At 72.8% G+C, this 24,608-nt stretch carries 16 protein-coding genes and 1 pseudogene; 7 read left to right on the top strand and 10 right to left on the bottom strand.

The window, feature by feature from the left end; genetic code table 11:
- The first annotated feature begins 19 nt into the window (after nt 1–19).
- The gene (locus tag FRAEUI1C_RS32845) at nt 20–2,533 is read left to right on the top strand and encodes an ATP-binding protein (RefSeq protein WP_198318670.1); all 2,514 of its coding nucleotides are present in this window, start codon (nt 20–22) and stop codon (nt 2,531–2,533) included.
- A 37-nt stretch (nt 2,534–2,570) separates the two neighbouring features.
- The gene (locus tag FRAEUI1C_RS32840; protein WP_013427692.1) at nt 2,571–5,309 is read left to right on the top strand and encodes a helix-turn-helix transcriptional regulator; all 2,739 of its coding nucleotides are present in this window, start codon (nt 2,571–2,573) and stop codon (nt 5,307–5,309) included.
- Nucleotides 5,310–5,374: 65 nt separating this feature from the next.
- On the opposite strand, the gene FRAEUI1C_RS32835 is transcribed toward FRAEUI1C_RS32840, so the two are convergent.
- Nucleotides 5,375–6,298 (bottom strand): PP2C family protein-serine/threonine phosphatase, encoded by a 924-nt coding sequence (locus tag FRAEUI1C_RS32835; protein WP_013427691.1) that lies wholly within the window; start codon nt 6,296–6,298, stop codon nt 5,375–5,377.
- Between the two features lie 403 nt (nt 6,299–6,701).
- Between FRAEUI1C_RS32835 and FRAEUI1C_RS32830 the strand changes: the two genes are divergently transcribed.
- The gene (locus FRAEUI1C_RS32830) at nt 6,702–7,520 is read left to right on the top strand and encodes an alpha/beta hydrolase (protein WP_013427690.1); all 819 of its coding nucleotides are present in this window, start codon (nt 6,702–6,704) and stop codon (nt 7,518–7,520) included.
- Between the two features lie 299 nt (nt 7,521–7,819).
- Here FRAEUI1C_RS32830 and FRAEUI1C_RS41760 read toward each other — a convergent pair whose 3' ends face one another.
- From FRAEUI1C_RS41760 to FRAEUI1C_RS32810, 6 genes and pseudogenes are all read right to left on the bottom strand, one after another.
- Nucleotides 7,820–8,116, bottom strand: a complete 297-nt coding sequence (locus FRAEUI1C_RS41760) for an aquaporin (RefSeq protein WP_041259802.1) — start codon at nt 8,114–8,116, stop codon at nt 7,820–7,822.
- A 112-nt stretch (nt 8,117–8,228) separates the two neighbouring features.
- A pseudogene (locus FRAEUI1C_RS42080) lies at nt 8,229–8,561 on the bottom strand (aquaporin); the annotation flags it as partial.
- Nucleotides 8,562–8,638: 77 nt separating this feature from the next.
- Complete coding sequence (locus tag FRAEUI1C_RS32820; RefSeq protein ID WP_013427689.1) at nt 8,639–9,154, bottom strand: ester cyclase; 516 nt, start codon at nt 9,152–9,154, stop codon at nt 8,639–8,641.
- Between the two features lie 76 nt (nt 9,155–9,230).
- Complete coding sequence (locus tag FRAEUI1C_RS42075; RefSeq protein WP_071587972.1) at nt 9,231–9,530, bottom strand: zinc-binding dehydrogenase; 300 nt, start codon at nt 9,528–9,530, stop codon at nt 9,231–9,233.
- On the bottom strand, nt 9,520–11,157 hold the full coding sequence (locus tag FRAEUI1C_RS32815) for an MFS transporter (RefSeq protein ID WP_013427688.1): 1,638 nt from the start codon (nt 11,155–11,157) through the stop codon (nt 9,520–9,522). The genes FRAEUI1C_RS42075 and FRAEUI1C_RS32815 overlap by 11 nt, the downstream gene beginning before the upstream one ends.
- Nucleotides 11,150–12,193, bottom strand: a complete 1,044-nt coding sequence (locus FRAEUI1C_RS32810; RefSeq protein ID WP_013427687.1) for an SLAC1 family transporter — start codon at nt 12,191–12,193, stop codon at nt 11,150–11,152. The genes FRAEUI1C_RS32815 and FRAEUI1C_RS32810 overlap by 8 nt, the downstream gene beginning before the upstream one ends.
- A gap of 389 nt (nt 12,194–12,582) precedes the next feature.
- Between FRAEUI1C_RS32810 and FRAEUI1C_RS32805 the strand changes: the two genes are divergently transcribed.
- A complete protein-coding gene (locus FRAEUI1C_RS32805) occupies nt 12,583–15,348 on the top strand; it encodes a helix-turn-helix transcriptional regulator (protein ID WP_049807053.1) in 2,766 nt (921 codons plus the stop codon).
- Between the two features lie 113 nt (nt 15,349–15,461).
- On the top strand, nt 15,462–15,815 hold the full coding sequence (locus FRAEUI1C_RS32800) for a LytR/AlgR family response regulator transcription factor (RefSeq protein ID WP_013427685.1): 354 nt from the start codon (nt 15,462–15,464) through the stop codon (nt 15,813–15,815).
- Nucleotides 15,816–15,876: 61 nt separating this feature from the next.
- On the opposite strand, the gene FRAEUI1C_RS32795 is transcribed toward FRAEUI1C_RS32800, so the two are convergent.
- Nucleotides 15,877–16,554, bottom strand: coding sequence for a response regulator (locus FRAEUI1C_RS32795; protein WP_041259801.1), 678 nt, complete (start codon nt 16,552–16,554; stop codon nt 15,877–15,879).
- A 47-nt stretch (nt 16,555–16,601) separates the two neighbouring features.
- On the bottom strand, nt 16,602–18,599 hold the full coding sequence (locus FRAEUI1C_RS32790; RefSeq protein WP_013427683.1) for a GAF domain-containing sensor histidine kinase: 1,998 nt from the start codon (nt 18,597–18,599) through the stop codon (nt 16,602–16,604).
- 330 nt (nt 18,600–18,929) lie between these two features.
- On the opposite strand from FRAEUI1C_RS32790, the gene FRAEUI1C_RS32785 reads away from it, so the two are divergent.
- Both FRAEUI1C_RS32785 and FRAEUI1C_RS32780 read left to right on the top strand, forming a co-directional pair.
- Nucleotides 18,930–20,327: a purine-cytosine permease family protein gene (locus FRAEUI1C_RS32785; RefSeq protein WP_041259800.1), complete on the top strand. Its 1,398-nt coding sequence runs from the start codon at nt 18,930–18,932 to the stop codon at nt 20,325–20,327.
- A gap of 182 nt (nt 20,328–20,509) precedes the next feature.
- Nucleotides 20,510–23,479 (top strand): AAA family ATPase, encoded by a 2,970-nt coding sequence (locus FRAEUI1C_RS32780; protein ID WP_083819675.1) that lies wholly within the window; start codon nt 20,510–20,512, stop codon nt 23,477–23,479.
- A 99-nt stretch (nt 23,480–23,578) separates the two neighbouring features.
- Here FRAEUI1C_RS32780 and FRAEUI1C_RS32775 read toward each other — a convergent pair whose 3' ends face one another.
- The gene (locus FRAEUI1C_RS32775; RefSeq protein ID WP_232425203.1) at nt 23,579–24,604 is read right to left on the bottom strand and encodes a M56 family metallopeptidase; all 1,026 of its coding nucleotides are present in this window, start codon (nt 24,602–24,604) and stop codon (nt 23,579–23,581) included.
- Nucleotides 24,605–24,608: the final 4 nt, after the last annotated feature.

Raw genomic sequence — 24,608 nt, 5'->3', positions numbered from 1 at the left:
CGACATGACAGGGCCGTCGATGGCTATGTCCGCTCTGACCGGCAGGGAACGCGAGCTCGCGGTGCTGGACGAGGTGCTCGATGGCACCTCGTCGCGGGGCGGCGCGCTCGTCCTGGTCGGCGAGGCGGGAATCGGCAAGTCGGCGCTGCTGGGTGAGCTGGAACGCCGAGCACGGGCCCGTCGCTGCCGCGTTCTGACGACCGTGGGGGTGGAGGCGGAGGCGCAGCTGCCGTTCGCCGGTCTGCATCAGCTCCTCCAGCCCGTCCTGCGGAGCCTGGACGGGGTGCCGGCCGCGGAGCGCGACGCGCTGCTCTCGGCGTTCGGCATGTCCGACGGCCCGAGGCCGGAGGGGTTCCTGATCGCGCGTGCCGTCCTGAGCCTGGTGACCTCGCTCGCGGACGGGGCCCGGGTGGCGCTGATCGCGGACGACGTGCAGTGGCTCGACCCGCAGACGCATGAGGTGCTGGCGTTCCTGGCCAGGCGGTCGGCGCAGGCCGGGTTGGTGGTCGTCGGGGCGGCGCGGACTGGCCACCCTGGCCCGTTCCTCGCGGTGGGCCTGCGCGAGCTGGTGGTCACCGGCCTGGACGACGCCTCGGCCGAGCACATCCTCGGTCGTCATGCGGGCGACCTGCCGATGCCCGACCGGCGTCGCATCCTGCGGGAGTCGGCCGGGAACCCGCTGGCCCTGCTCGAACTGCCCGAGTCCTGGCGGCTGTCCGGCGGCGCTCCCTTCGAGGGAGCGCCGCTGAGCCTGTCCGCGCGGCTGGAGCGGGCGTTCGGCGGCCGGATCACGGACCTGCCGGCCCAGACCCGGGATGCCGTGCTGGTGGCCGCGGTCGACGGCGAGAACACGGTGTCGGAGATCCTCGCGGCGACGGCCGTGCTCAGTCAGGGGCCGGTCTCCGCGGAGGTGCTGGATCCGGCGGTCGGGGCGGGGCTGCTGCGCGTGTCCGGCCGCTGCGTGGAGTTCCGGCACCCGCTGGTGCGATCGGGTGTCCTGCAGTCCGAGCCGCTGGGGCGCAGACAGTCCGCGAACGCCGCGCTGGCACGGGTCCTGGTCGACGAGCCGTACCGGCAGACCTGGCACCGGGCGCAGTCGGTCGTCGGCCCGGATGACGACATCGCCGACGGCCTCGACGCGGCCGCGGCCGTCTCGTTGAAGCGGGGCGCGGTCATGTCGGCCATCGCGACGCTGGAGCGGGCCGCGCAGCTGACCACCGGTCCGGCCCGGCGCGGCCACCGGCTGCTCGTGGCCGCCGAGCACGCGTTCGGCCTGGGGCGCGCGGACCTTGTCAGCCGGCTCATCAAGGCCGCCGTCCGCAACGACCTCGACGAGCTCGACTGGGCCCGGACGCAGTGGCTCCGCGAGATCTTCCACGACGGGATACCCGGCGACGCGACCCGCGTGTTCGAGCTCTGTGACGTCGCTCGACGCTCGGCCCAGGCCGGCGACGTCAGCCTGGCGCTCAACCTGCTGCTGGGTGCCGGAATGCGCTGCTGGTGGGCCGACACCGGGCCGGCCGCCAGGGCTCGTGTCACCGAGGTCCTCGCGACGTTGCCGGGCCAGTCCGGCGATCCGAGGTTCATCGCGGCTCTCGCCGTCGCCGAGCCCGTCCTTCAGGGCGCGGAGGTCACGCGGCTGCTGGACCGCGTCGTGATCGACATCGTCGACGATCCGGCGTCTCTGCGGCTGCTCGGGATGGCCGCGCACGCGATCGGCGACAGCCCGCGGGCGGCCGAGCTGCTCGACCGCGCCGAGACCCTGCTGCGGGACCAGGGCCGCCTCGGGCTGCTCGCGCACGTGCTGAGCATGCAGGTCGTCGTCCGGCTGGAGCTCGGGAGCTGGGACCGGGCCGCGGCGGCCGCCGCCGAGGGCCGCCGCCTGGCCGAGGACACCGGGCAGCCCATCTGGACGACCGGAACCCTGGTCTGCGACGCGCGGGCCCAGGCACTGCGGGGGGACGCGGAGCGCGCCCTGGACCTGGCCGGCCAGGCGGAGCTCGCGGCCAACCAGCAGCGGCTGAACGACCTGCTGTCCTGCGTGCAGCTGGCGCGCGGCATCGCGTGGTTCACCGAGGGCCGCTACGAGGCCGCCTACGACGCCTACCGGGCGCTGTTCGACCCCGACTCGGCGAGCTATCACCAGCGCGAGCGGTTCGACGCGGTGATGTTCCTCGCGGAGGCGGCCGTGCTGGTCGGGCGCCGCGAGGACGCCCTGGCCGTGCTCGCGGACCTGGAACGCGTCGCCGCGGTGACGCCGTCCCCGCTGCTGCACGTCCAGCTTCGGTACGCCCGCGCCGTGCTCGCGCGGCCCGCCGACGCGGAGGCGCAGTTCCGGGCGGCCCTCGACGACGACCTGAGCCAGTGGCCCTGGGTGCGGGCACGCATCGAGCTCGCCTACGGCACCTGGCTGCGCCGGGCCGGCCGGTGCGAGGACGCCCGCGGCTGGCTGCGCCACTCCCACCAGGTTCTCGGCGGCCTCGGCGCGATCACCTGGGCGCAGCTGGCCCGCGTGGAACTCGCGCACTGCTGACCTGGGCCAGACTTGTGACGATGTCGAAGGTGGTGTGGTGACCGAGACGAGCAGGCTCTTCGGCCGGGAGACCGAGCTGCGCGCCCTGGCCGAAGCGGTTGGCGGCGTCGCTGACCACGGCGACTCCCTGGTCCTGCTCGGCGACGCCGGCATCGGCAAGTCGAGCCTGCTGCAGGCGACTGCGACCCACGCCGCGGCGGCCGGGTGGCGGGTCCTCGAGGTCGTCGGCATGGAGGCCGAGGCTCAGCTTCCCTTCGCGGGGATGCACCAGCTGCTGAGCCCGTTCGTGGCCGACGCGGACGTCCTTCCCGGCGGGCAGCGACGGGCCCTGCTCTCGGCGCTCGGAGTCGAGGACGGCCCACCGCCGGAGCCGTTCCTGATCTCGTTGGCGGCACTCAACCTGCTCACGCACGCCTCGGCGCGGGTTCCGCTGGTCATGCTCGTCGACGACGTCCAGTGGTTGGACGCGCCCAGCCACGAGGTCCTCGCCTTCCTGGCCCGCAGGGTCTCCAACGACCCGATCCTCATCGTCGGCGTCGTGCGCAAGGGCCATCACGGGCCCTTTCTCGCCTCGGCTCGGCGTCACCTGGATCTGGGCCGGCTCGATGAGGCGGCGGCCCGCGAGATCCTGGCCGTCTCGGCGGCCGACCTGCGGCCCGTGGACCGCGAGCGGATCCTGCGGGAGGCGGACGGCAACCCGTTGGCGCTGGTGGAGCTGCCCGCCGCCTGGCGCTCGGCCGAGACCCCGATCTCGGACGTGCTCCCGCCGTACCTGCCGCTGAGCGCCCGGCTGGAGCGCAGCTTCGCCGGCCGGGTGACGACGCTGCCGGCGAAGACACGTGACGCGCTGCTCGTCGCCTCGGTCGACTACGACAACCGGATCGCCGAGATCCTCGCGGCGGCCGAGATCCTCGCCGGGCAGCCGACGGACGTGGACGCGCTCACCGCCGCCGTCGACGCCGGCCTGATCTACCTCGACGCGCACAGCATCCGTTTCCGCCACCCGCTGGTCCGGTCCGGCATCCTGCAGACGGAGTCGGTCCACCGCCGCCAGTCGGCCCACGCCGCACTCGCCGAGGTACTCGTCGACGAGCCCTACCGCCGCACCTGGCACCGGGCGCACGGGGTCGTCGGGCCGCACGACGAGGTCGCCGACGAGCTGGAGGCCGCGCACCTGACGAGCCTGCGGCGCGGCTCGGTCACCGAGGCGATCGCGGCGCTGGAGCGGTCGGCCGCGCTGAGCACCGCCGCGCCGACGAGAGGCCGCCGGCTGCTGCTGGCCGCCGAGCTGAGCTTCGGCCTCGGCCGCGCAGACCTCGTCAACCGGCTGCTGACCGCGGCCAGCCGCAACAGCCTCTCCGAGCTGGACCGAGCCCGGATGGAATGGCTCCGCGAGATCTTCAACGACGGCATCCCCGGCGACGCCACCCGGGTGTTCGAGCTGTGTGACATCGCCCGGCGCTCCGCGCGTTCCGGCAACAACGATCTGGCGCTGAACCTTCTGCTGGGCGCTGCCCTGCGCTGCTGGTGGGCCGACACCGGCCCGCTCGCCCGTGCGCGGGTCGCGGCCGTCACCGAGGAGCTGGTCGGCGCCGACCACGACCCGCGGTATCTCGCGGCGCTCGCGGTCTCCGAGCCGCTGCTGCGCGCGGTGCCGGTGGCGGCGAAGCTGACGCGGATCGCGGTGGAGACCGTCGTGGACGCCGACGCGCTGCGGCTGCTCGGGATGGCCGCCCATGCCATCGGGATGGCGGACCGGGCCTTGGACTTCCTGGACCGGGCCGAGTCGAAGCTGCGCGAACAGGGCCGGCTCGGCCTGCTGTCCCACGTCCTGACCATGGGCGCCGTCGACCGGATCGAGCTCGGTGAGTGGCAGCGGGCGGACTTCGCCCTGGAGGACGCGGCACGCCTCGCCCAGGACACCGGCCAGCCCATCTGGGACACGGGAACGCGCACGCTCGCGGCGATGGCCATCGCCCTGGGCGGCGACAACGACCGTGCCCAGAAGATGGCCGACGACGCCGAGCGGGACGCGGGCAACCGCCGGCTGAACAACCTGCTGGCCTGCGTGCAGCTCGCCCGCGGGTACGGCTGGCTCAGCGCCGGGCAGCACAGCCGCGCCTACCACGAGCTGCGCCGCCTGTTCGACCCGCATGACTCCGCCTACCACGCCACCGAGCGGTTCCACGGGATCATGTGCCTCGCCGAGGCCGCCGTGCACGCCGACCAGCGAGCCGACGCCGAGGCCGTCATCGCCGAGCTGGAGGACACCGCCACGACGACGCCGTCGACGACCCTGCACATCCACCTCTCCTACGCGCGCGCCGTCCTCGCCCCCGACGACGAGGCCGAGGCCCGGTTCACCGACGCGCTGCGCCAGGACCTGGTCCGCTGGCCCTGGGCCAGATCCCGCCTGGAGTTCGCCTACGGCGCCTGGCTGCGCCGCCAGCGGCGGGCCAGCGAGGCCCGCGTTCCGCTGCGGTCCGCGCTCAGGACGTTCGAACTGATCGGCGCGAGGTCCTGGGCCGAGCAGGCGCGGACGGAACTGCGCGCCGCCGGCGAACGGACCACGGCCGGCGCGGCCTCCCCGGTCAGCGTGCTCACCGCGCAGGAGATGCAGATCGCCCGGCTGGCCGCGGAGGGCCTGTCGAACAAGGAGATCGGCGAACGTCTCTACCTGTCCCCTCGGACGGTGGGCTCGCACCTCTACCGCCTGTTCCCCAAGCTCGACATAACGTCCCGAAACCAGCTCGCCACCCGCCTCGACAACGTCTGATCGGCGAGGCGCGACGGAGTCGGCGCCCTGCTACCTCCCCCGGTCGCCCTCCCTCGCCGCGGAGGTCAGGTGATCCGCAGGACGGCGACGGTGATGTCGTCGCGATGGTCGCGGTCGCCGAACTCCAGGGCGGTGCGTTCGATGGTCCGCGCGAGGACGTCGGGCTGGCGATGGCCGACGCGGGACAGTAGCTGGCGCAGTCTCTGTTCGCCGTACCGCTCGCCGCCGCGGCAGGCCTCGGTCACGCCGTCGGTGTAGAGCAGGACCGTGTCGCCGGGTTCGAGGAACAGCGACGTCTCGGTGAGCCGAGGGTCGGCGGTCACCCCGAGGACGATGCCGCCGGTGCCGGCCTCGTGGAGGGTGCCGTCCCGGCGGCGGATCAGAGCGGGTAGATGGCCGGCCGAGCACAGAACGGCGCGACAGCCGTCTCGCGCCGGTCGCAGGTCGAGGTAGACGGCGGTGAGGAAACGTTCGTCGTCCGGCGCCTGGCGGAGCAGGCCCGTGTTGAGCAGCCCGAGGACGCCGCGCGGGCCCTGGCCGGGGCCGGCTGCCTGGCGGACGGTCGTGCGCGCCCACGCCGCGAGGCCGGCGGCCTTGGCATCGTGGCCGCAGACGTCGCCAAGGACGAGGCCCCACCGGCCGGGGCCGGTGGGAAACAGGTCCAGGAAGTCGCCCGGGTCGCCTTCGTACGCCGCCCGGCTTCGGCCGGCGGCGAGCATGTTCGGCGTCGGCGGGAAGTGACGGCCTTCGTCCGGGGCGGCGGGCCGGCCGGCGACGGTGCGGGCCGCTCCGGTAGCCGCCGGGCCGCGGCGCGCACCGTCGCGGGGGCGCACCCGTGTTCCGGCCGGGCGGGTCAGGTCGCTGCCGAGGACCAGCACGATCGGTCGTCTTTCGCCGCCCGACCTGACCCGGCGCGACCGCGCCGCCGGTTCCGCCGTCTTCGCGGACACGTCGCCGGAGGGAGCGGCGAGGACGTCGCGACCCGACATGGGCGCACCTTCCCGTCGGATTGTCGGCCGGCCTCCAAATCGGGGATCGACCTAATGATCACCTGTCCTCGTAGACGGTAGACAGCGGACTGACGGACGGCTTGCGTCATTCGACTGCGAAAGGGAACGGTCCCCCGAAGCGGGCACCATGATTTCAATGCCGCCGGACGGCGGTCGCGCCCGCATTCCTACGTCGTCGGTGCAGTCATCGTGCTGAAGCGACTCGCGCACCGAAACGCCTAACTTGCTGCGCATGGACCTGGAGCCGGATCGGCGGATTCCTCGGCGTCCGGGACGGCGATTTCGAGGCGACCTTGCAGCTGAACTTCACCGCCAACGTCACCGGAGCGAACTGGGTGATCGGCGGCGGCCTCATCACAACCACGTGACAGGAGGAGCACCGATGAACACCGACCCGACCCAGACGATCGTGCTGATCCACGGCCTGTGGATGACACCGCTGAGCTGGGAGCACTGGATCGACCGGTACCGCGCCCGCGGCCACCGGGTCCTGGCGCCGGCCTGGCCCGGCATGGACACGGGCGTCGAGCAACTGCGCGCCGACCCGAGTGTCGTGGACCATCTCGGCATCGAGGAGATCGTCGACCATTACGACGCCATCATCCGCGAGCTGGACACCCCGCCGATCATCATGGGCCACTCCTTCGGTGGCGCGTTCACGGAGATCCTGCTCGACCGCGGCCTCGGCGCCGCCGGCGTGGCGATCGACGCCGCCGCCGTCAAGGGCATCACCCGGCTCCCGCTCGCGCAGCTGCGATCGGCGTTCCCCGTCCTGAAGAACCCGGCCAACGCCCACCGCTCGGTCGCGCTGACCTTCGAGGAGTTCCGGTACGCCTTCGCCAACGCGATGACCGAGGACGGGGCCCGGGCGGCGTACGAGCGCTATGCGGTGCCCGGCCCGGGCCGCGTGCTCTTCCAGGGCGCGTTCGCCAACTTCAACCCACACGCGCCCACCCAGGTCGACTTCGGCAACGACGACCGCGCCCCCCTGCTCCTGATCGCCGGCGGCGCGGACCACACCGTCCCCGCCTCCGTCGACCGGTCGGCGTCCAGGCATTACCGCAGATCCGCGGCGGTCACCGACTACCGGGAATTCCCCGGCCGCGCCCACTTCACCATTGGCCAGGAGGGCTGGGAGAACGTCGCGGACTACGCCCTCGACTGGGCCCTCGCCCACCTCGCGACCCCGGCCACGACCTGACCGCATCGCGCATTCCAGGTGCCGTCGCGCCGCGCCGACAACGACGTCCACGGCGCGACGGCCAACCTGGACGAAAGGAGGCTTCGGCCCAACGGCCACGGTCTCACCGAGACGGTCAGCCTCTCCGCCGGGCTGGTGGCGGCCTTGATGGCCGGAGTCGGGGCGTCAGGTCGTCCGGCCGGGGAGTCCGCTGATGGGCGCGGGGGCGCGTTCGACGATGAGGATGGGAAGTCAGGCGGCGGCAGCCACGGCGTCCCGGCGACGTCGAAGGGCGCTGATCTCGTCGAGAGTCGGTGCGGTCACCCGGGTGACCGCATCTCCACGGGGACGAGGTCGCTGTCGGGGTTCATCGAGCGGGCGGCGTGGTGGGGCAGATCGCAGCTGAGATAGCAGGGCTTCTCGGGGTCGTGGCGCAGCTTGCCGGTGACGGGTTGTCGGGCGTGCGCGAGGCGGAACACGCCGCCGGCGAGAGCGCCCCCGGCCAGTGGGCCGGCCACAAAGGTCCAGATGCCCGGGTACCTTCCCGCGATGACGTCGGGGGCGAGTCCACGCACCGGGTTGAACCCGGCACCGCTGGTTGTGGCGAGGCCGATCACCGCGAAGGTGAGCAGGGCCGCGGCAGCGGGCGCTGCCCATCGCGCCCAGCCAGAAGACGAGGCCGAGCTGCGCCGCGGTCGCCGCCGCCTCGATCAGCGCGCTGGCCAGCTCGTTGACCGACGGCGCGATCACGGCCCAGCTGACGGGTGCCCGGCCGACGCCGGCGCCCCACATGGCACCGGCGGCGAACCCGCAGATCCCGCCGGCGGTCTGCGCGAGGGTGTAGCCGATCAGGTCGCCGTCGCCGACGGCACGCTGCAGCCACAGGCCGAACGTCACGGCCGGGTTGAGGTGCGCTCCTGATCGGCGGCCGAGCGGGCTGGCGGCGACGGCCACGACGACGGCTCCGGCGACTGCGCCGACGATGATGATGCGGGCCCACAGGTCGCCGTAGGGCGCTCCCGCTCGAACCGCCAGGTACTTGGCACTGACGACCGCGAACATCAGCACCGCGGTGCCGGCGAGTTCCGCGGCCCACTCGGCCCAGTGCCAGCCGTCGCGCGGCGGGCGAGTCGTCACGGTCAGCCGTGGGCGACGGTAACGAGGCCCGCCTGGGACAGAAAGGTGAGGTTGTCCTCGAGGTGCCAGTCCTCGGTGATCCGGACCGAGCCGACATGTTGAATATCGAAGGCAATGAAGTCGATTTCTTGCCCCGAGCCCGCGATCCCGTTGAACACGCCAGTGAAAGACCCGTGGAACCGGAGCCGTACCGCCAGCTTGTCGCCTGCGATGAGCAGGTCAGACAGTTCACAGGTGAGGTCTGGGACGGCTGCCCGGAAGGCCGTCGATGCTGCTATCAGGCCCTGCGGGCCCTGGACGCGACCTGGTGGCAGGGTGTTGTCCACGAACGCCAGGTCGACGGCTCGGTCGAGGTAGTAGGCGTCGCCGGTGTGCCAGAAGGTGTAGAGGAGCTGGGCGATCCGCACCAGATAGCGGGCCGACTTCTCGGTGTGGTTGCCGTCGACGGTCAGGGACAGTGGTTTGACGAGATCGGGGGCTGGGTCGATCAGATCCTTGTCGGCGATCTGCCGGTTCATCAAGGTCCTCTTTCGTGTCCGCGCGGCGAAGAATTCGCTCTGTAGGCGGTTTGCCGGGGGCGCTCGGGGAGGGGCTTTAAGGCCTGGTGAGATCGATGACGACCTTGCCTCGGGCACTGCCGGAGCCCACTCGGCGGTGGGCGTGCTCGACGTCCGCCCAGCCGTAGACCGTCTCGTCCAGGTGGGGGCCTATCTGCCCGGCGTCGACGAGGTCGGCCGCGGCGGCGAGGATCTCCCCGTGATGCGGGCGCCGCCGTCCGGTCGGCAGGGGCGCAGGGTGGGCACCGGGCGCGGGACGTCTCGCGGCACCAGCGCCCCGCCGAACGCGTCGAGGACGAGGGCGGCCGTCGTCCCCGGACGGCCCGTCATGCGCCACTCGCCCTGGAGTCCTCTCCCAGCTCTGCGTTGTGCGGGGAGGCCCGCCTGCCCGTCCGGGATCGCCGGGTGCCGCTGAGCCGGGCGAGGCCGCGCAGCCCGACGAGACCGGCGAAGCCCATGACGCCGGCCATCGTGTACAGGACCGCCTGGGTGGCCGCCGCGAAGTCGGTCCGCACGAACGCCGGGATCGAGGAGCCGTGTCGCCCGCCTCCGCCGGAGCTCGCCTGTTGCGCGATCGAGGCCGCCTCCCGCTGTGCCTGACCCGCCGGCACGCCGAGAGCCGTCAGCGAGGTCGCGAGGTGCGAGCGCAGGACGGTGACGAGGATCGTCCCGAGCACCGCGAGGCCGAGCGCGGCGCCGTAGTTGCGGACTGTCTGGGTGAGACCGGTCGACTCGCCGTAGGCGTCCGCCGGTGAGTGGTTGAGCGCGTCGGTGTTCGCCTGGCCGAGCATCAGGCCCATGCCCGCGCCGGCGAGCACGATGCACCAGACCTGCTGGCCGACGTCGAGCGTCGTCACCCGCTGCCCCCACAGGGCGAGCCCGGCGCAGGCCAGCGCGCAGCCGATCACGACCGGTCGCCGGGCGCCGGACCGGTCGAGCATCCGTCCGCCGAGCTGGGCGGCGACCACGTACCCGGCGAAGAAGTAGAGCAGCAGCAGGCTCGCCTGTGACGGCGACTCGTCCAGGGAGATCTGCGCGTACTCGCTGGCGAAGAAGAAGACGGGGACGAACACCGTCATGGCGATCGTCAAGATCGCGTTGTCCGTGAGGAAGACCCGGTCACGGAAGGCGCGCACGTTGATCAGCGGAGCGTCGGCGTGCAGCTCGACGCGAGTGAAAGCGGCGATCAGTACGAGGCCGAGGGCGACGCACAGCCAGGTCGACGGGCTCGACCAGCCCCAGCGGGCTGACTGCTGGAGGCCGAAGACGCTCAGCCCGACCCCGCTGACGATCAGCACGAGACCGCGGTAGTCCATCGGGGCGGGTCGCCGTTCGTTCTCGGGGCGGGCCACGGCGATCAGCACCAGCGCGATCAGCGCGATCGGGATGTTCACCCAGAAGATCGCCCGCCAGGTCCACGCGGTCAGATACCCGCCGAAGCCGGGGCCGACGGCGGTGAGCCCGCCGGCGATGCCGAAGAACAGCGCGAGGGCCCGGCCGCGGGTGCGCACGTCGTAGGAGCCCACGACGATCGCGAGGGCGGCCGGGTACATCAGCGCTCCGCCCGCTCCCTGCACCGCGCGGAAGGCCACCAGCCAGCCCTCGGCGGCCGGTCCCGACGGCGTCAGCCCGCACAGCGCGGAGGCGGCGGCGAACACGACGACCCCGATCACGACCATCCGCCGGTGGCCGACCGTGTCGGCGAGCCGGCCACCGAAGGCGAACAGCGCCGCGAGCGCCAGCAGATAGGCGTTCACCGCCCACTGCAGCCCGGTGCTGGACAGGCCCAGATCGGTCTGGATCTTCGGTGCGGCGACGGCGACGATGGTCTGGTCGATGAACGTCATCGCCACCGCGAAGATCATGGCGGTCAGTGCGAGCCCGCGGCCGGCCCGGGTGAGGCCGCCCGGCACGGTGACGTGCCGGGCGGGCAGGTCGATACGGGTACTGGTCAGGTCAGACATGCGCGGGCTCCCTGTCGGACAGGTTCGGGTCGGGGAATAGGGCGGTGACGGGCGGCAGCAGCTGTCCGCCGACGAATGCACGGGTGGTCCTGGCCGCGAGGCCGCCGATGAACACGCTGATGACGACCAGGACCGCGTACGCGCCCCAGCGCCCACCGGGCGGGGCCGCGTCGTGCAGCCAGTGCAGCCCGATCGTCGCCACCGCCGCCGAGCTGAAGGCGAACGCCCAGAACCCGGGGGTGAAGCGCAGCCGCAGGTAGCACGGCACCAGGCGCAGCTGGGCCAGCACCATCAGCAGTGTGTAGCCGCCGAGGGCCTCGGCGACCGGGCCGAGGCGGTCTCCGGCCAGCGCGAACCAGGCGAGGCTCGCGACCGCGGGCGGCGCCATCTCGATCGCCAGCGTCGGCAGCAGCGCCACGGGCGGCAGGGGTCGGGTGAGCAGCCGGGCGAGCACGATCGACCCCAGCGCCAGCCAGCAGACTCCGCCGAGTCCAGCCAGCACGTAACCCAGCCGGGGCTGGCCGACCATGGCCGCCGCGGCGCCGGCGATCAGACCGCCCGCGACCGTCGGCAGCAGGTAGCCGGGGTGGACCTGGTCCACCCGCAACGGGCCGTAGATCCAGTCGCCGGTGAGCCAGCCGCCGAGCAGCACGACGGCCGCGACGAGCACGTCGACGGCGACCCGCGCCGGCATCGCCGCGTGCGGGCGCAGCGCCGTGGCGCACAGCAGCATCGGCGTGAGCGGGACGAGCGCCGCGAACGGGCTGAGAAGCCGATCGCCCAGGTCACGGCGCAGCGCACCGCGGATGGCGACCGCGCAACGCAGGTAGGCGGTGACGAGAACGAGCCAGACGAGACCTGCCAAGGCGGCGAGCGCCTCGCCGACGGCGGCGGGCACGAGACCGTAGCCGGCCGCGGTGGACCAGCAGGTGGCAAGCCCGGTCAGGCCGAAGGGCATCCCGAAGAAGTTGAGCGGTATGCGCCGGGTGAGACCGGCGGTGCGTGCGTGCGGCGGATGGTCAGGGGCGGTACGCATGAACGGCGACCCCGCTCGGAGATGCCGCCGATGACCTGCGGTCCGGGCTCGGCGGAGCGGCGTGTGGACAACGCGAAGCGTCGCTCCACGCACTGCGCCGCTACATCGGTCAGATGACCGGCAGTCGGCGACGTATGTCCGTAGTCCTGCGCGCCGCGGCCGGACGACACCGGAAGCCGATCGCGTGGACGGCGCTACGAACCGGCCGGGCGTGGACTACGTGCGACGCGGGATTCGCGCCGTCGCCGGTGGCCCGACGCTGGTCTGGAGGCCGCGCCCGGCGGCCGGGACGAGGGGACCAGGCGATGGATCAGCTCTGGCCGGCGCGGCCGGCGCCGCACCGTGGTGCGCGGCCGGCGCCAGCCGGAAGCCGGAGAGCACCGGCCGGGTTGGTCGGGCGTGACCACGAGCTCGCCGAGCTCGCCGATTTCGTCGGCCGTGTGCGGACCGAGAGCGAGGTGCGGCTCGTCACGGGTGACCGCGGGATAGGAAAGTCGGCGCTGCTCACGGCCGGCGCGCGGCTGGCGGCGGCCGCCGGCCTGACGGTCCTGCGGACGCGCGGCGCCGCTGCCGAAGCCGATCTCGGGTACGCCGGGCTCAACCGGCTGCTGCTGCCCGTCGCCGGCGAGCTGGTCGTGGTGCCACCCGGCCCGCGCCGGACGCTCGAGACCGCGATCGGGCTGCGCGAGGGACCGAGTCCCACGCCGCTCGTGGTCGGGACCGCGTTGCTTGAGCTGATGTGGCGTCTGTCCGCCAGCCGGCCGGTGCTGCTCGTCGTGGACGACGCCGCCCGGCTCGACGGCCCGACGGCCGCCGCCCTCACGTTCACCGCGGCACGGCTCGCCGCCGTGCCCGTGGGCATCGTGTTCGCCTTCGCCGCCCGGCCCGATGGACTGGACCTCGCCGCCGAGGAATGGACACTGACCGGCCTGGACGAGCACGCCGCGGCCGAGCTGGTCGACCGGGAGTTCCCCGACCTCGCGCCGGTCTGGCGGCGCCGAGCGGTCGTCCTGGCCGAGGGCAATCCGCGCGGCCTGCTCGAGATCGCGGCCGCGGCGCTCGCCGAACGGGTGGCCGATCGGCAGGGGAGTGGGCCGACGGTCACGGACGCGTTTCGTCGGCTGGTCGAGGCGCGGCTGGCCGGGCTGGCACCGGCCGACCGTGACTTCGCGTTGATCACCGCCCTTGAAGGTGTCGGTGACCTCCGCATGGTCGAGGCGGCGTTGACGGTGCTGCGCGGCGAGCAGACGGTGCGGGCGGAGCCCAGCCGCCGGGTCGGGCTCGTCGTGGCCCAGGACCGCGTGAGCTTCGTAGACCCCGTCATCCAGGCGGCGGTCGTCGCGGCGTCGGGTGGCGAGCGGCGCAGGCAGGCCCATGCGGCCTTGGCGTCGGTGCTGTCCGCGCACCCAGCCCGTCATGCCTGGCACCTGGCCGAGGCGGCCGTCGGCCCGGACGAACTCGTCGCTCGTCGGCTCGACGACGTCGGAGCCCTCGCCGCCCAGGATGGCGACGCGACCACCGCGGAGCGCGTGTACTCCCGGGCTGCCGACCTGAGCACCGATCCGGCCGGGCGGGCCACGAGGCTCGCCAGGACGGCTGGGCTCCGCGCGTTCACCGGCGACTGCACGGGCGCGGCGACGCTGCTGAGCCGGGCACGCTGGGCACACCCCGCCATCACACAGACACCGCTGTATGCGTGTGTCGCGGTTCAGATCGTCATCGAGGGCGGTGGCGACCTGGATGCCGCGTATCGGCTGCTCGCCGGCGCACTGGCGACGGCGGTCGACGAGCCGGCTGATGACGCGTTGTTCGCGGGGCTGCGCCAACTGGCCCGGCTCTGCGCGCTCACCGGCCGCGCCGACCACTGGGCTGAGCATGACCGCCTGCTGCGCCTCGTCCGCCCCCAGCCGCCGGCTTTCCTGCGTGCCACAGCCACGCTCGCGCAGGCCGGCATAAGCGCCGCGACCGGTGAGCTTCCACCAGCGGAGCCCTTGCCGCGTCAGGTGGCGGCGTTGCTGGCCGGCTGCGCGGAACGGCCCGATCAGGAGCTGGTCCGCCACGCGGGGTTCGTCCTCGCGAGCATCGACCAGCTCGCCGGGCTGCGCCACTGGGTTGTCCGCGCGGTGGTCAACGGGCGCGAGCTGCCGATCACCCGGGGACGCCTGGCGTCACTTGGACACCTCTGTCTGGACCAGCTGTGGAGCGGCCACTGGGACCAGGCGGGCCTTCTCGTCGCCGAAGGCCTGGCGCTGATCGAGGCGGCGGGCCTCGCCGCCGAGGCCTGGCCGTTTCACTATGTCGACGGGATGCTCGCGGCGGCCCGCGGCGACGTCGACGCGGCATCCACCGCGGCCGGCGAGCTGGCCGGGTGGTCGGCGTCGCGGGCCGCCGGCGCGGTGAACCTGCTCGCGTCCCGGCTGCGAGCCCTGGCGGCACTCGCGGCCGGCGACGCGGAAGACGCGCTGCGCCACGCCCTGGTCGTCGGTGCGGCGCCGGTCGCGGGCGCGGTGCTGGCGGGTGAACGGATGGCGGCGACGCTCGACCTCGCCGACGCGGCCGCCAGGCTTGGCCGACCCGAGCTGGCCCGCTTGCGGGTCGCGGCGCTCGCCGATGACGAGGCGGTCGGCGGGTCGACGCGGCTGGCGCTCGTCGCGGCCGTGTCGCAGGCCCTCGTCGCGCCGGTCGACGCCGCCGGCCCCCTGTTCGAGGCGGCGCTGCGGCTTGTCGACGATCCGTCGCCGCGGTGGCCGGGCGGGCCTCAGGCCGAGCTCTGGCCCTTCGAACGGGCGCGGGCCCGGCTCGCCTGCGGGGAGTGGCTGCGCCGGCGGCGTTCCACCGTGCGCGCGGCCGGCCAGCTGAAGCTCGCAGAGGAGGCCTTCACCGCTCTCGGCGCGCACGCCTGGGCGCGGCGCGCGAACAAGGAGCTCGCCGCGACCGGCCAGGGCAGGCGGCCCGGGCAGGGTGGTCTCACCCCGCAGGAGCTCCAGATCGCCGAGCTCGCCGCGTCGGGCCTGACGAACAGGCAGATCGCCGAGCGGCTGTTCGTCTCGCCCCGCACGGTGGGTGCCCACCTTCACCGCGTCTTCCCGAAACTTGGGATCACGTCCCGGGCTGCCCTACGGGACGCGCTGGTGCAGCGGGCGCCGGCGTGCTGACGGTAGACGGTCGAGTCGCCGCTGGCGGCCGCCTCTCGGTGGCGAAGAAGCCGACAAGGTAGCGCTAGCTGGCGTTGTGCTCGCTCGCCGCGTTCTGCCAGGATGGCCAGACCGTGCCTGTTCACTGCTTGATCGTCGACGACAGCCAGGAGTTCCTGGATGCGGCCACTCGCCTGCTCGAGGCGCAGGGCCTGACGGTCGTCGGCCGCTCCCGCACGGGCGCCGACGCGCTGGAGCTCGTGGACGCGCTCGCCCCGGACGTGGTGCTCGTCGATGTGGAACTCGGCGACGAGGACGGCATCGGCGTGGCGGGCCGGCTCGCCGCGCACCCGGCCTCGCCGACGGTCATCCTGATCTCCAGCCACGACCGGCAGGCGCTGCGCGAGCTGGTGCCGTCCGACTCGGGGCTCGGCTTCCTCACGAAGCAGGACCTGACCGCCGAGGCGATCACGCGGCTGCTGAGCTGATCCTCCGGGCGGCCGTCACGTCGGGCGGCTGGCCGGCAGCGCACCGGCTCTGGCCTCGCGGTCAGCGGTTGTCGAGAAAGGTGAGCACGGCCAGCACCCGGCGGTGGTCCTCTTCGCCGGCCGGCAGCTGCAGCTTCGCCAGAATGCTGCGGACGTGCTTCTCGACGGCGCCTTCGGAGATCCACAGCCGGCGCGCGATGCCCGCGTTGGAGCGGCCCTCGGCGACCAGTGCCAGCACCTCGCGCTCGCGGGCGGTCAACTGAGCCAGCGGGTCCACCCGAGATCGGCGGGCGAACAGCTCCTGGACCAACGCGGGGTCGATCACCGACCCGCCGCCCGCGATGCGCTCGAGCGCGTCGACCAGCTCGGCGACGTGGGTGACCCGGCTCTTGAGCAGGTAGCCGACCCGCTCTCCGCCGCCGAGCAGATCCATCGCGGTCTCGAGCTCGACATGGGCCGACAGCAGCAGGATCCCGACCTGCGGGAAGTCCCGACGAATCGCGCGGGCGACGTCGATGCCCTCCCACATGTGGGTCGGCGGCATCCGGATGTCGACGATGGCGAGATCCGGTTCCGTGTCCCGCACGAGCTCCGTCAGCGATGTGGGGTCTCCGGCCTGGCCGACGACCTGGAAACCCTCGTCACGGAGCACGCTGGCGATGCCCTCGCGCAGCAGCACGTCGTCGTCGGCGACGACGACCCGGCCGTGGCCGCGGCTGTCCTGGGCCAGGTCGGGCATGGCCAGTGAGGATACTTTCGGGTCTGAAGCGCGGCTAGCGTCGTCGTTCATGGTGTGGGTAGGTCGCCTATCGTCTGGGCGGTCAGCGGCAGTTCGATGTCAATCCGGGTTCCCTGCCCGATTGGGCTTACCAGGGTGAACCGTCCGCCAAGGGCCTCGATGCGGTCGACGAGGCCGACCAGACCCGATCCCGGCCCGATCGCCGCTCCGCCGACGCCCTGGTCGGCGATGGTTGCCCGGACGGTGCCGGCGTCGGCCTCGACCGAGACCGTCACCTCTGGCGCCTGGGAGTGCTTGGCCGCGTTCGCGAGTGCCTCGGAAACCGTGTAATAGACGGCCGTCTCGACCGGTTCGGGTAGCCGTGGGACGCCGTCAGCCGTGAGCGCGACGGGAATCGGCGCGCGGCGCGCCAGGGTACGCAACGCCGGGCCGAGGCCGGAGCGGGACAGCAACGGCGGGTGCAGGCCCTGGGAGTAGATCCGGACCTCCTCCAGCACGTCGTCCAGCCCACGCGCCACATCCGTCAGCGCGTCATGGAGATCGGCCGGGAGCGCGGACTTCGCCCGAGCCGCGCGCAGGCCGAGGCCCAGGGCGATGAGCCGCTGCTGCAGGCCGTCATGGAGGTCGCGCTCGATCCTGCGGCGGACCTCGTCGCTCGCGGCGACGATCCGCGCCCGCGACGCGATCAGATTGTCCCGGGCCTGCACGTTGGCGACCGAGCTCGCGACCAGGTGGGTGAAGTCGGTCAGCCGGGTCTCGATGCCGGCAGCCAGCGGCTCCTCCGCCAGCACGACGATCACGCCCCACAGCGTCGAGTCCACGCGGATCGGTGCGCCGACGACCGACCGGAAACCCTCCCGCGCCGCCACGCCGGCGGCCTCGGTGGGCAGCGCCGCCCAGTCGTCGATCCGGGCGGCGCTGCCCGTCTCGCGCACCCGTGCCGTGACCAGCTCGCCGCCGCGGGAGAAGGCCCGCCCGTTGGACCGGACCAGGTCGTCGGTCGAGCCGAGCAGTGTCACCCGGCCGTCACCATGACAGCGACCGACGTCGACCCGAGACACCCTCAGTGCGCGACTGGCCTCGGCCGCGACGGCATCGAAGATCATTCCAGGTGAGGCGCGCTGGCCGACGAGGGTCGCCACCCGCCGCAGCGCCGCGCCCTGCTGCTCGGCCAGCGACCGCAGATGCTCCCGGGCCTGTGCGTTCGCGATAGCGCTGGCCATCAGCTGGGTGAAGTCGGCGAGCCGGGTCTCGGAACCATCCGGGAGCACGTCGTCGGCCTCACCGAAGGCGGCGATGTGGCCCCACAGCGCGCCGTCGAGGTGGACCGGCGCGGCGACGCACTGGCCGAATCCCTGTTCCCGGTGCCGGGCCGCGACCGGGCCGGGCAGGAAGGTCCAGTCGTCGATCCGAACCGGCTGCCCGGTCTGGAGGATCAGCGCGCCCTCCGGGCAGTCCTCGATCGGCCAGGTACCGCCGTCGACCACCGCGGCACGCTCGCCGTGCGTTCCATAGATCTTGGTGTAGATCAGCGTGTCGGCGTCGAACTTGACCAGGCTGACCGCGCCTACGCGCAGGATGCGGGCAGCTTCGACGGCGACCGCGGCGAAGACCGCCTGCGGGCTCGCATCCTGCGCCACCAGCGTCGCGACCTTGCGCAGCGAGCCCTGCGCCTCCGCGACGGCCCGCAGCTCATCGCGGGTCCTGCCGTTGGCGATCGCGGTGGCCATCAGGTGGGCGAAATCGGCCAGTCGGGCCGCGCAGCTGGGTGCCAGCGGCTCGTCCGAAGCGGCGACCAGCACTCCCCACAGCGTGCCATCGACGAGGACGGGAGCCTCGACCGCGAACCGGGCTTCGGTCGTCGCGACGCCCGCTGGGTGCACGACCTGGACGTGCGCCGGGGCGTACAGCTCGGCGGCCTCGGCCACGACCGCGGCGAGTGCCACGTCGTCGGCCGAGCCTTCGGCGATCAGTGTGGCCACCCGCCGCAACGCCTGCTCCTCGCACAGCGACCGCGCCAGGTTGCGATCCGTCTCACCCAACACTGAGCAGCCCGGCCCTCCGCGCGCGCGCCGGACGACCAGCCGACGGCCGTCTCCGCGGCTCCCGCATCCTGGGCTCCCAGCTCACCCGGCCGCCGTGGTCGCAGGTGACCGCGGCGACGTCCTGGCTGCGCCTTGGTGGCGGAGGACTAGCACCCCAGCGTCGCAATCCGGCGCGGACCGCGCAATGCAGCTGGCACTACCAGGGTTCCGCCCGCCAGCGGGATTCGCCGCCAGACGGCCTGCCCAGGAGACTTGCCGCACGATGCCCCCGTTGTGCCTACAACCTGATCGTCCGTCGAAGAGGAACCGGTGACAGCCGATACAACAGCGGTGACCCGATTCGGCCGTGCCGGGCGGATCGAGGTCCGCTCGATCGACCGGATCCCGGCCGAGGAACGGCATGGCAGGGTCCGGGACCAGTTCACCCTGTGGTTCGCGCTGAACGCGAACATCTTCCCCGTCGTGGTCGGCGGGGTCACGGTGTTCATGGGCCTGAGCTTTCCCTGGGCGTGCGCGGCGATCGTGCTCGGCGTGGCCATCGGCCTGCTCCTGCTCGGCCTCCACGCGCTGCAGGGCCCACGACTGGGCGTACCCCAGATGATCCAGAGCCGCGGCCAGTTCGGGTTCTACGGCGCGGTCCTGGTCTTCGCGCTCTCGATCGTGCTGGACTTCGGCTTCTTCGCCGCGCAGTTGGTCATCCAGGCGGAGGCGCTGAACCTCGTGGTCGGTAGCGTCAGCATGCCCGTCTGGATCGCGATCCTGGCACTTCCCGTCATCGTGCTCACGATCTACGGCTATGACTGGATCCACCGCTGGCAACGGTGGATGACCGTGCTCCTCGCCGCCACGTTCGTCGTCGTCTTCATCCAGGCCCTCGTGCACGGCTCGCCGACCGGCGCCGCGGCCTCCGGCCACCCGCCGTCGATCGCGTTGTTCCTGGGCGGCACCGGGCTCTTCGTCATCTCGCTGGCCAGCTGGGCGCCCTATGTGTCGGACTACTCGCGCTACCTGCCGGAGAACGTCGGGCGGGCCCGGACCTTCTGGGCTGTCGCACTGGGCTCCGCGATCCCCGCCGTCTTCTGCGCGATCCTCGGCGCGTACCTGGCCGCGTCGCTGCCGGACCAGACCTCGACCGTCGCGGCCGTCGGCCAGGTGTCCGGGGACTGGGCGCTGCTGGTCATGGCCATCAGCCTCATCGGTTCCGACGTGGCGAACTGCTACACCGGGATGCTGGCGGTGGCGAGCATCGTCAGCTGCTTTCGCGACGTCGGCCGCTCCGTGGCCGTCCGGGTACTCGGCTCGTTGCTGCTGGTCGCCGCTGGCACGATCTGCGCCCTGCTCGGCTACCGGCACTTCGTCAACAACCTGTCGAACTTCCTCAACGTGCTGCTGTACGTGTTCATCCCGTGGAGCGCCCTGAACCTGACCGACTACTTCCTGGTCAAACGTGGCCACTACGACGTCGCCTCGTTCTTCACCCCGCGCGGGAGCTACGGCGGATTCCTCTGGCGCGGGCTCGTCGCGTACGTGCTGGCGGTCGCCGTCCAGGTGCCGTTCATCGACCAGGCCTTCTACACCGGCCCGCTCGTCGGCCCGATGGGGGATATCGATATCTCGTGGGTGGTCGGCGGTGTCGCAGGGGTGGTGTTCTACCTGGCCGCGCTGCGGTTCCCCGGCCGCGACGCCACTGCCTCGGGAACCGAGCGGGCTCCAGCGACCACCGGTTAGCCTGATCTTCTTGGCCCGCCCTTCGGCACTACCGCTAGCACTACCGACAAGGACCGGCCAGCGGCAGCGGAATCGGTGGCCAGCGGCAGCGACAGAACACGGATGGAGGGCGATTCTCGTTATGTGCCGGTGATTCTCGCCGGCCGGACCGAGTCCGGACGAGAAAGGCAGCCGATCCCGCGATGGCTTCGCTTGCTCCGCAGTGTCCCGACCGCCTTCCCAACAGAGGAGTGCGCGGTGTCGCCCTGCGCCGACAGGACTCCGGTCTCGCCGATTCCGGCAACGTCAGGATGGAGGTGCGGCGCCCCGGCCCGACGCCCCGCGAGCCAGTTGCCGAACCGTTCAGTCGGGACGTCCCGACAGCGCGCGGACTCGTTGGCCGTGCACGCGAGCGCCGCCGGCTCGAGGCCCTGCTCGGCGCGGCGCGCGCCGGACATGGCGAGGCGCTGGTCATCCGAGGGGAAGCAGGCATCGGCAAGACCGCGCTGCTCGAGCACCTGGTCGGCCAGGCCCGTGATTTCACCGTCGTCAGGCTGCGCGGCGTGGAACACGAACACGGGCTCGCGTACGCGGCGCTGCATCGCTTCCTCGCGCCCGTGCTCGGCGATGTCGGCGACCTCCCGTCGACCCGGCGCGCCGCACTGGAGGCGGCGCTGGGCGACGGCGAGACCGCCGCGGTGGACCGGTTCCTGGTCGGTCTGGCCGCCCTCGGGCTCCTGACACGCCTGGCGTCGGACGACCGACCGCTGCTGGCCGTCGTCGACGACGCGCAGTGGATCGACCGAGAATCGCTGGATGCGCTGGCGTTCTGCGCACGTCGGCCGCACCGCGGCAAGGCTGTCGTCGTCTTTGCCTTCCGCGTTCCGCTGACCAGACGGCCCGGCCTCGACGGAACGCATCCGCTCGCGGACCTCCCGGCGCTTCAGGTCGGCGAGCTGGCCGGACCCGACGCTGAGACCCTGCTCCGGCACTCCGCCGCCGGCCCGCTGCCCGCCGAGGTGGTGGCCCGGACACTCACCGACCTCGGCGGTCACCCGCTCGCCCTGGTCGACGTCGCCAGCAGGCTGAGCGCCGTCGACCTCGTTCGGGCCTCGGCTGGCTTCCAGCCGCTACCCGTACCGGCGCAGCTCACAGCCGAGTTCGCCCGCGAGACCCAGGACCTGCCGGAAGCGGCACGAAAACTACTGCTACTGGCGGCGGCCGAGCCGGCCAGCAACAGCCACCTCATCCGAGACGCCGCTGAACGCCTAAAGCTCGGGGTCGACGCCCTGGACGCCGCCGAGGCGGCCGGACTGACCGTGGTCGATGCCACACCGGGGTTCCGCCGACCCCTCCTACGCGCCATCGCCTACGCCGGGGCGAACCCGGCAGACCGCCGAGCCGCTCACCAAACCCTCGCCGCCGCGGCGGCGACGGTCGGTGACCTGGAGCGGACCGCGTGGCACAGCGCCGCGGCGAGCGCCGGAACCGACGAGGACGTCGCACGCCTGCTCGCGGACCAGGCCGAGCACGCCGCGCGGACCAACCGTCCGGTCGAGCAGATCGCCCTGCTGGAGCGCGCGGCCGAGCTCACCCCCCGGCCCGGGCACGCGGCCGAGCGCCGCGCCGCGGCAGCCGAGGCAGCCGTTCTCTCAGGTCAGCAAGACCGCGCTGCCGACCTGGTCAAACTGGCCGAACCGCACCTGCGGGGCGACCTCGAACAAGCCAGACTCACCCGGGTGCGCGGTCTGGTGCTGTTCGCCCGCCACCGCTACCGCGAGGCGGCCGTTCTGCTGGGCGCGGCGGCCGGCGCGACGGCGGCCGCCCTGCTCGGCCCGCCGGCCGCACTCGAGACGCTCCAGGCGGCGCTCATCGGCGGCGGGATCGACGACGTGGCGGCCGAGCTCGCCCTGCCCACACCCGTCGGCGAGGTCATTACCCCGTCGCCCACCGCCATCGCCGTTCTGCTGCCCTGCCTACTCCTTCTCTTGCGCGACGGCTATCGGGAAGCGGCGCGCGCGCTCGAGGCGAGCCGATCCGCGATCGTCGCGGGCGCGATCCCCGACCGCGCGCTGGCCCGCTGGGCCTGGCTGGTCTCCGGCGTCTTTCGGATGGCCTGGGACCACGACGGACTCGACGTCGTCATGACCCGCCTCGACGCGAGCACCCGGGAACCGCAGAGCCTCGCCGCCCACGTCGTCGTGCTGCGTGCCCGCACGCGCGCGGCCATATGGAAGGGAGATCGAGAAGGCGCCGACGTCTGGCACGCACGGGCGCTGGAGGCATGCAAGGCAGCCGGCGGCCCAGGCGCCGCCGAACTCACCGCGGCCGAATACCACGCCTGGCTCGGCGACCGGCAGGCCACGATGGCGGCCGCGGTGTCCCTGCGGGCACTACCGGCCGACCCGCCGCTGCAAGCCTCCTTGGACCGCGTCCTGACCACGTTTCACCTCGGCCATAGGGACTACCCGCTGGCGCTGCGGCACGCCCGCTCGGCGATGGCGAGCGGCTGCCCGATCGCGCGCACCGAAGTGCTCCCCGACGCCGTCGAAGCCGCCGCCCGCGCTGGTGACCGGGCCGCGGCACAGGCGGCATTGACGACGCTGACCGAGGCCGCGACGGCGGCCGGTACCACGGCCGCCCGTGGTCTGCTCGCCCGCTCCCGCGCAGTGCTCGCGACAGGCCTTGATGCCGACGCGCTCTACCGCGAGGCGCTCGACCACCTGTGCACCGACGCGACGAACGGACTCGAGACCGCCCGCACGCACCTCCTCTACGGCGAGTGGCTGCGTCGCCAGAAACACCGCAACCAGGCGCGCGACCAGCTTCGGCGCGCCCTGGAGCTGTTCGAGTCGCTCGGTTCAGCCGGGTTCGCCGAGCGCGCCCGCGTGGAACTCGGTGCTACCGGCGCGCAATCGCACCTGCGGGCGCGGCCGCTCCCGACGGCCACTGAACTGACGACGCAGGAAGCGCACATCGCCCGGCTTGCCGCCGCCGGTGAGACCAACGCCGAGATCGCGGCGAAGCTCTACCTCAGCCCGAACACCATCGACTACCACCTGCGCAAAGTCTTCCGGAAGCTAGCCATCACCTCACGCCGCCAGCTCGCTGCCGCGCTGCTGTCCGAGCCGCCCGGCGCCAGCCGGCCCCGCCCCGCGTTGGCTGGCGTCTAGATCGCGTCAGTCAACGTTCCCAGCGCTCCAGCCTCTCAGCCTTCAACCGATACAGCGGCCCATGGTCTTTGGAAACGGCCGGTGGCGACAGGTACCCGCCTATATGAGGGTGAAAAGACGCGACCAGGAGCCGTGGTCCGGCCCGTCGACGCGGTGATCGGGCGCCGTCATGCTCGTTGCGGTGGCGGCTGGTGGGCAGTGAGTCGTGTGGTCGACGTATGCGGGGACGGCTGGTAGGGCGATGGGTAGGACCAACAGGGTGAGGGCGCTGCTGGCGGCGAGGTAGCGGCCGGCGAGGCTGAGTGGCGGGTGCGGGCTGAGCAGGCGGCGTACCCGTTCGGCTGTGCTGCCGCCGGCCATCGCGAGCACCGATGCGGGTGGCTGTCCGGCCACCAGGTCGAGCAGAGCGCGGGCGACCGTGCCCGGCGTGGAGCGTCGGGCGGCGCTGTCGTCGGCGGCCATCTCGACCAGACAGTGGATCTCGATGTCTGCTGCGGCGAACAGCGGCAGTCCCGGGAAGGCTCGGGCGAGAACCGCGCTGACGGTGGTGATCAGGTAGTGGCGTCCGCGTAGGTGGGCGTGCTCGTGGGCGATGACCGCGTCGAGAAGCGGTGGGTCGAGCAGCGACAGGGCGCCTTCGGAGACGACGACGAGCCGGCCTCGGGCGGGTAGGCAGTAGACCGCTGGGACGGGATGCGCGACGACGAGGACACCGTCGTGGCTGGGATGGTGCCGGCCGAGCAGGCGCAGCGTGGCTGCGTGCTGTCGGCGCAGCCGCCGTCTGGGCAGCGCGACGGTGGCTGTCGCGTACAGCAGGCGGGCGGCGACGGCCGCCAGCGCGCTGGCTCCGGCCGCGTCCATCGCCAGCGAGGCCGCGGTTCGGGACACATGATGCAGGGAGATCGCGCACGTCAGGACCAGCGAAATGATCGCGTGGCCGACGGTCGTCACCGGTAGGACCAGCACGACGCCGACGAGGCAGAAGGCGGCGATGGTGGACAGACAGGCTGCGAGCCACAGGGTGATGCCGAGCCGGGGTGCCCGGCGCGTCCAGGAGGCGCCCCGCAGCAGCCGCGGCGTGAGGAACAGCATGGTGAACAGGTAGCCGAGGAGCAGAGGGGTCACCACG

It is taken from the genome of Pseudofrankia inefficax (assembly GCF_000166135.1).
In the GTDB taxonomy this organism is placed as follows: domain Bacteria; phylum Actinomycetota; class Actinomycetes; order Frankiales; family Frankiaceae; genus Pseudofrankia; species Pseudofrankia inefficax.
Note: the sequence above shows the minus strand (reverse complement) of the source record. Positions and strands in the feature narration are given on the sequence as shown.

What these genes read in the sequence shown, in the direction of transcription:
- FRAEUI1C_RS32845 (WP_198318670.1), top strand. Translation starts at nt 20, where the DNA reads ATGGCTATGTCCGCTCTGACCGGCAGGGAACGCGAGCTCGCGGTGCTG.
- FRAEUI1C_RS32835 (WP_013427691.1), bottom strand. Translation starts at nt 6,298, where the DNA reads ATGTCGGGTCGCGACGTCCTCGCCGCTCCCTCCGGCGACGTGTCCGCG.
- FRAEUI1C_RS32830 (WP_013427690.1), top strand. Translation starts at nt 6,702, where the DNA reads ATGAACACCGACCCGACCCAGACGATCGTGCTGATCCACGGCCTGTGG.
- FRAEUI1C_RS32820 (WP_013427689.1), bottom strand. Translation starts at nt 9,154, where the DNA reads ATGAACCGGCAGATCGCCGACAAGGATCTGATCGACCCAGCCCCCGAT.
- FRAEUI1C_RS32815 (WP_013427688.1), bottom strand. Translation starts at nt 11,157, where the DNA reads ATGTCTGACCTGACCAGTACCCGTATCGACCTGCCCGCCCGGCACGTC.
- FRAEUI1C_RS32810 (WP_013427687.1), bottom strand. Translation starts at nt 12,193, where the DNA reads ATGCGTACCGCCCCTGACCATCCGCCGCACGCACGCACCGCCGGTCTC.
- FRAEUI1C_RS32795 (WP_041259801.1), bottom strand. Translation starts at nt 16,554, where the DNA reads ATGCCCGACCTGGCCCAGGACAGCCGCGGCCACGGCCGGGTCGTCGTC.
- FRAEUI1C_RS32780 (WP_083819675.1), top strand. Translation starts at nt 20,510, where the DNA reads ATGGCTTCGCTTGCTCCGCAGTGTCCCGACCGCCTTCCCAACAGAGGA.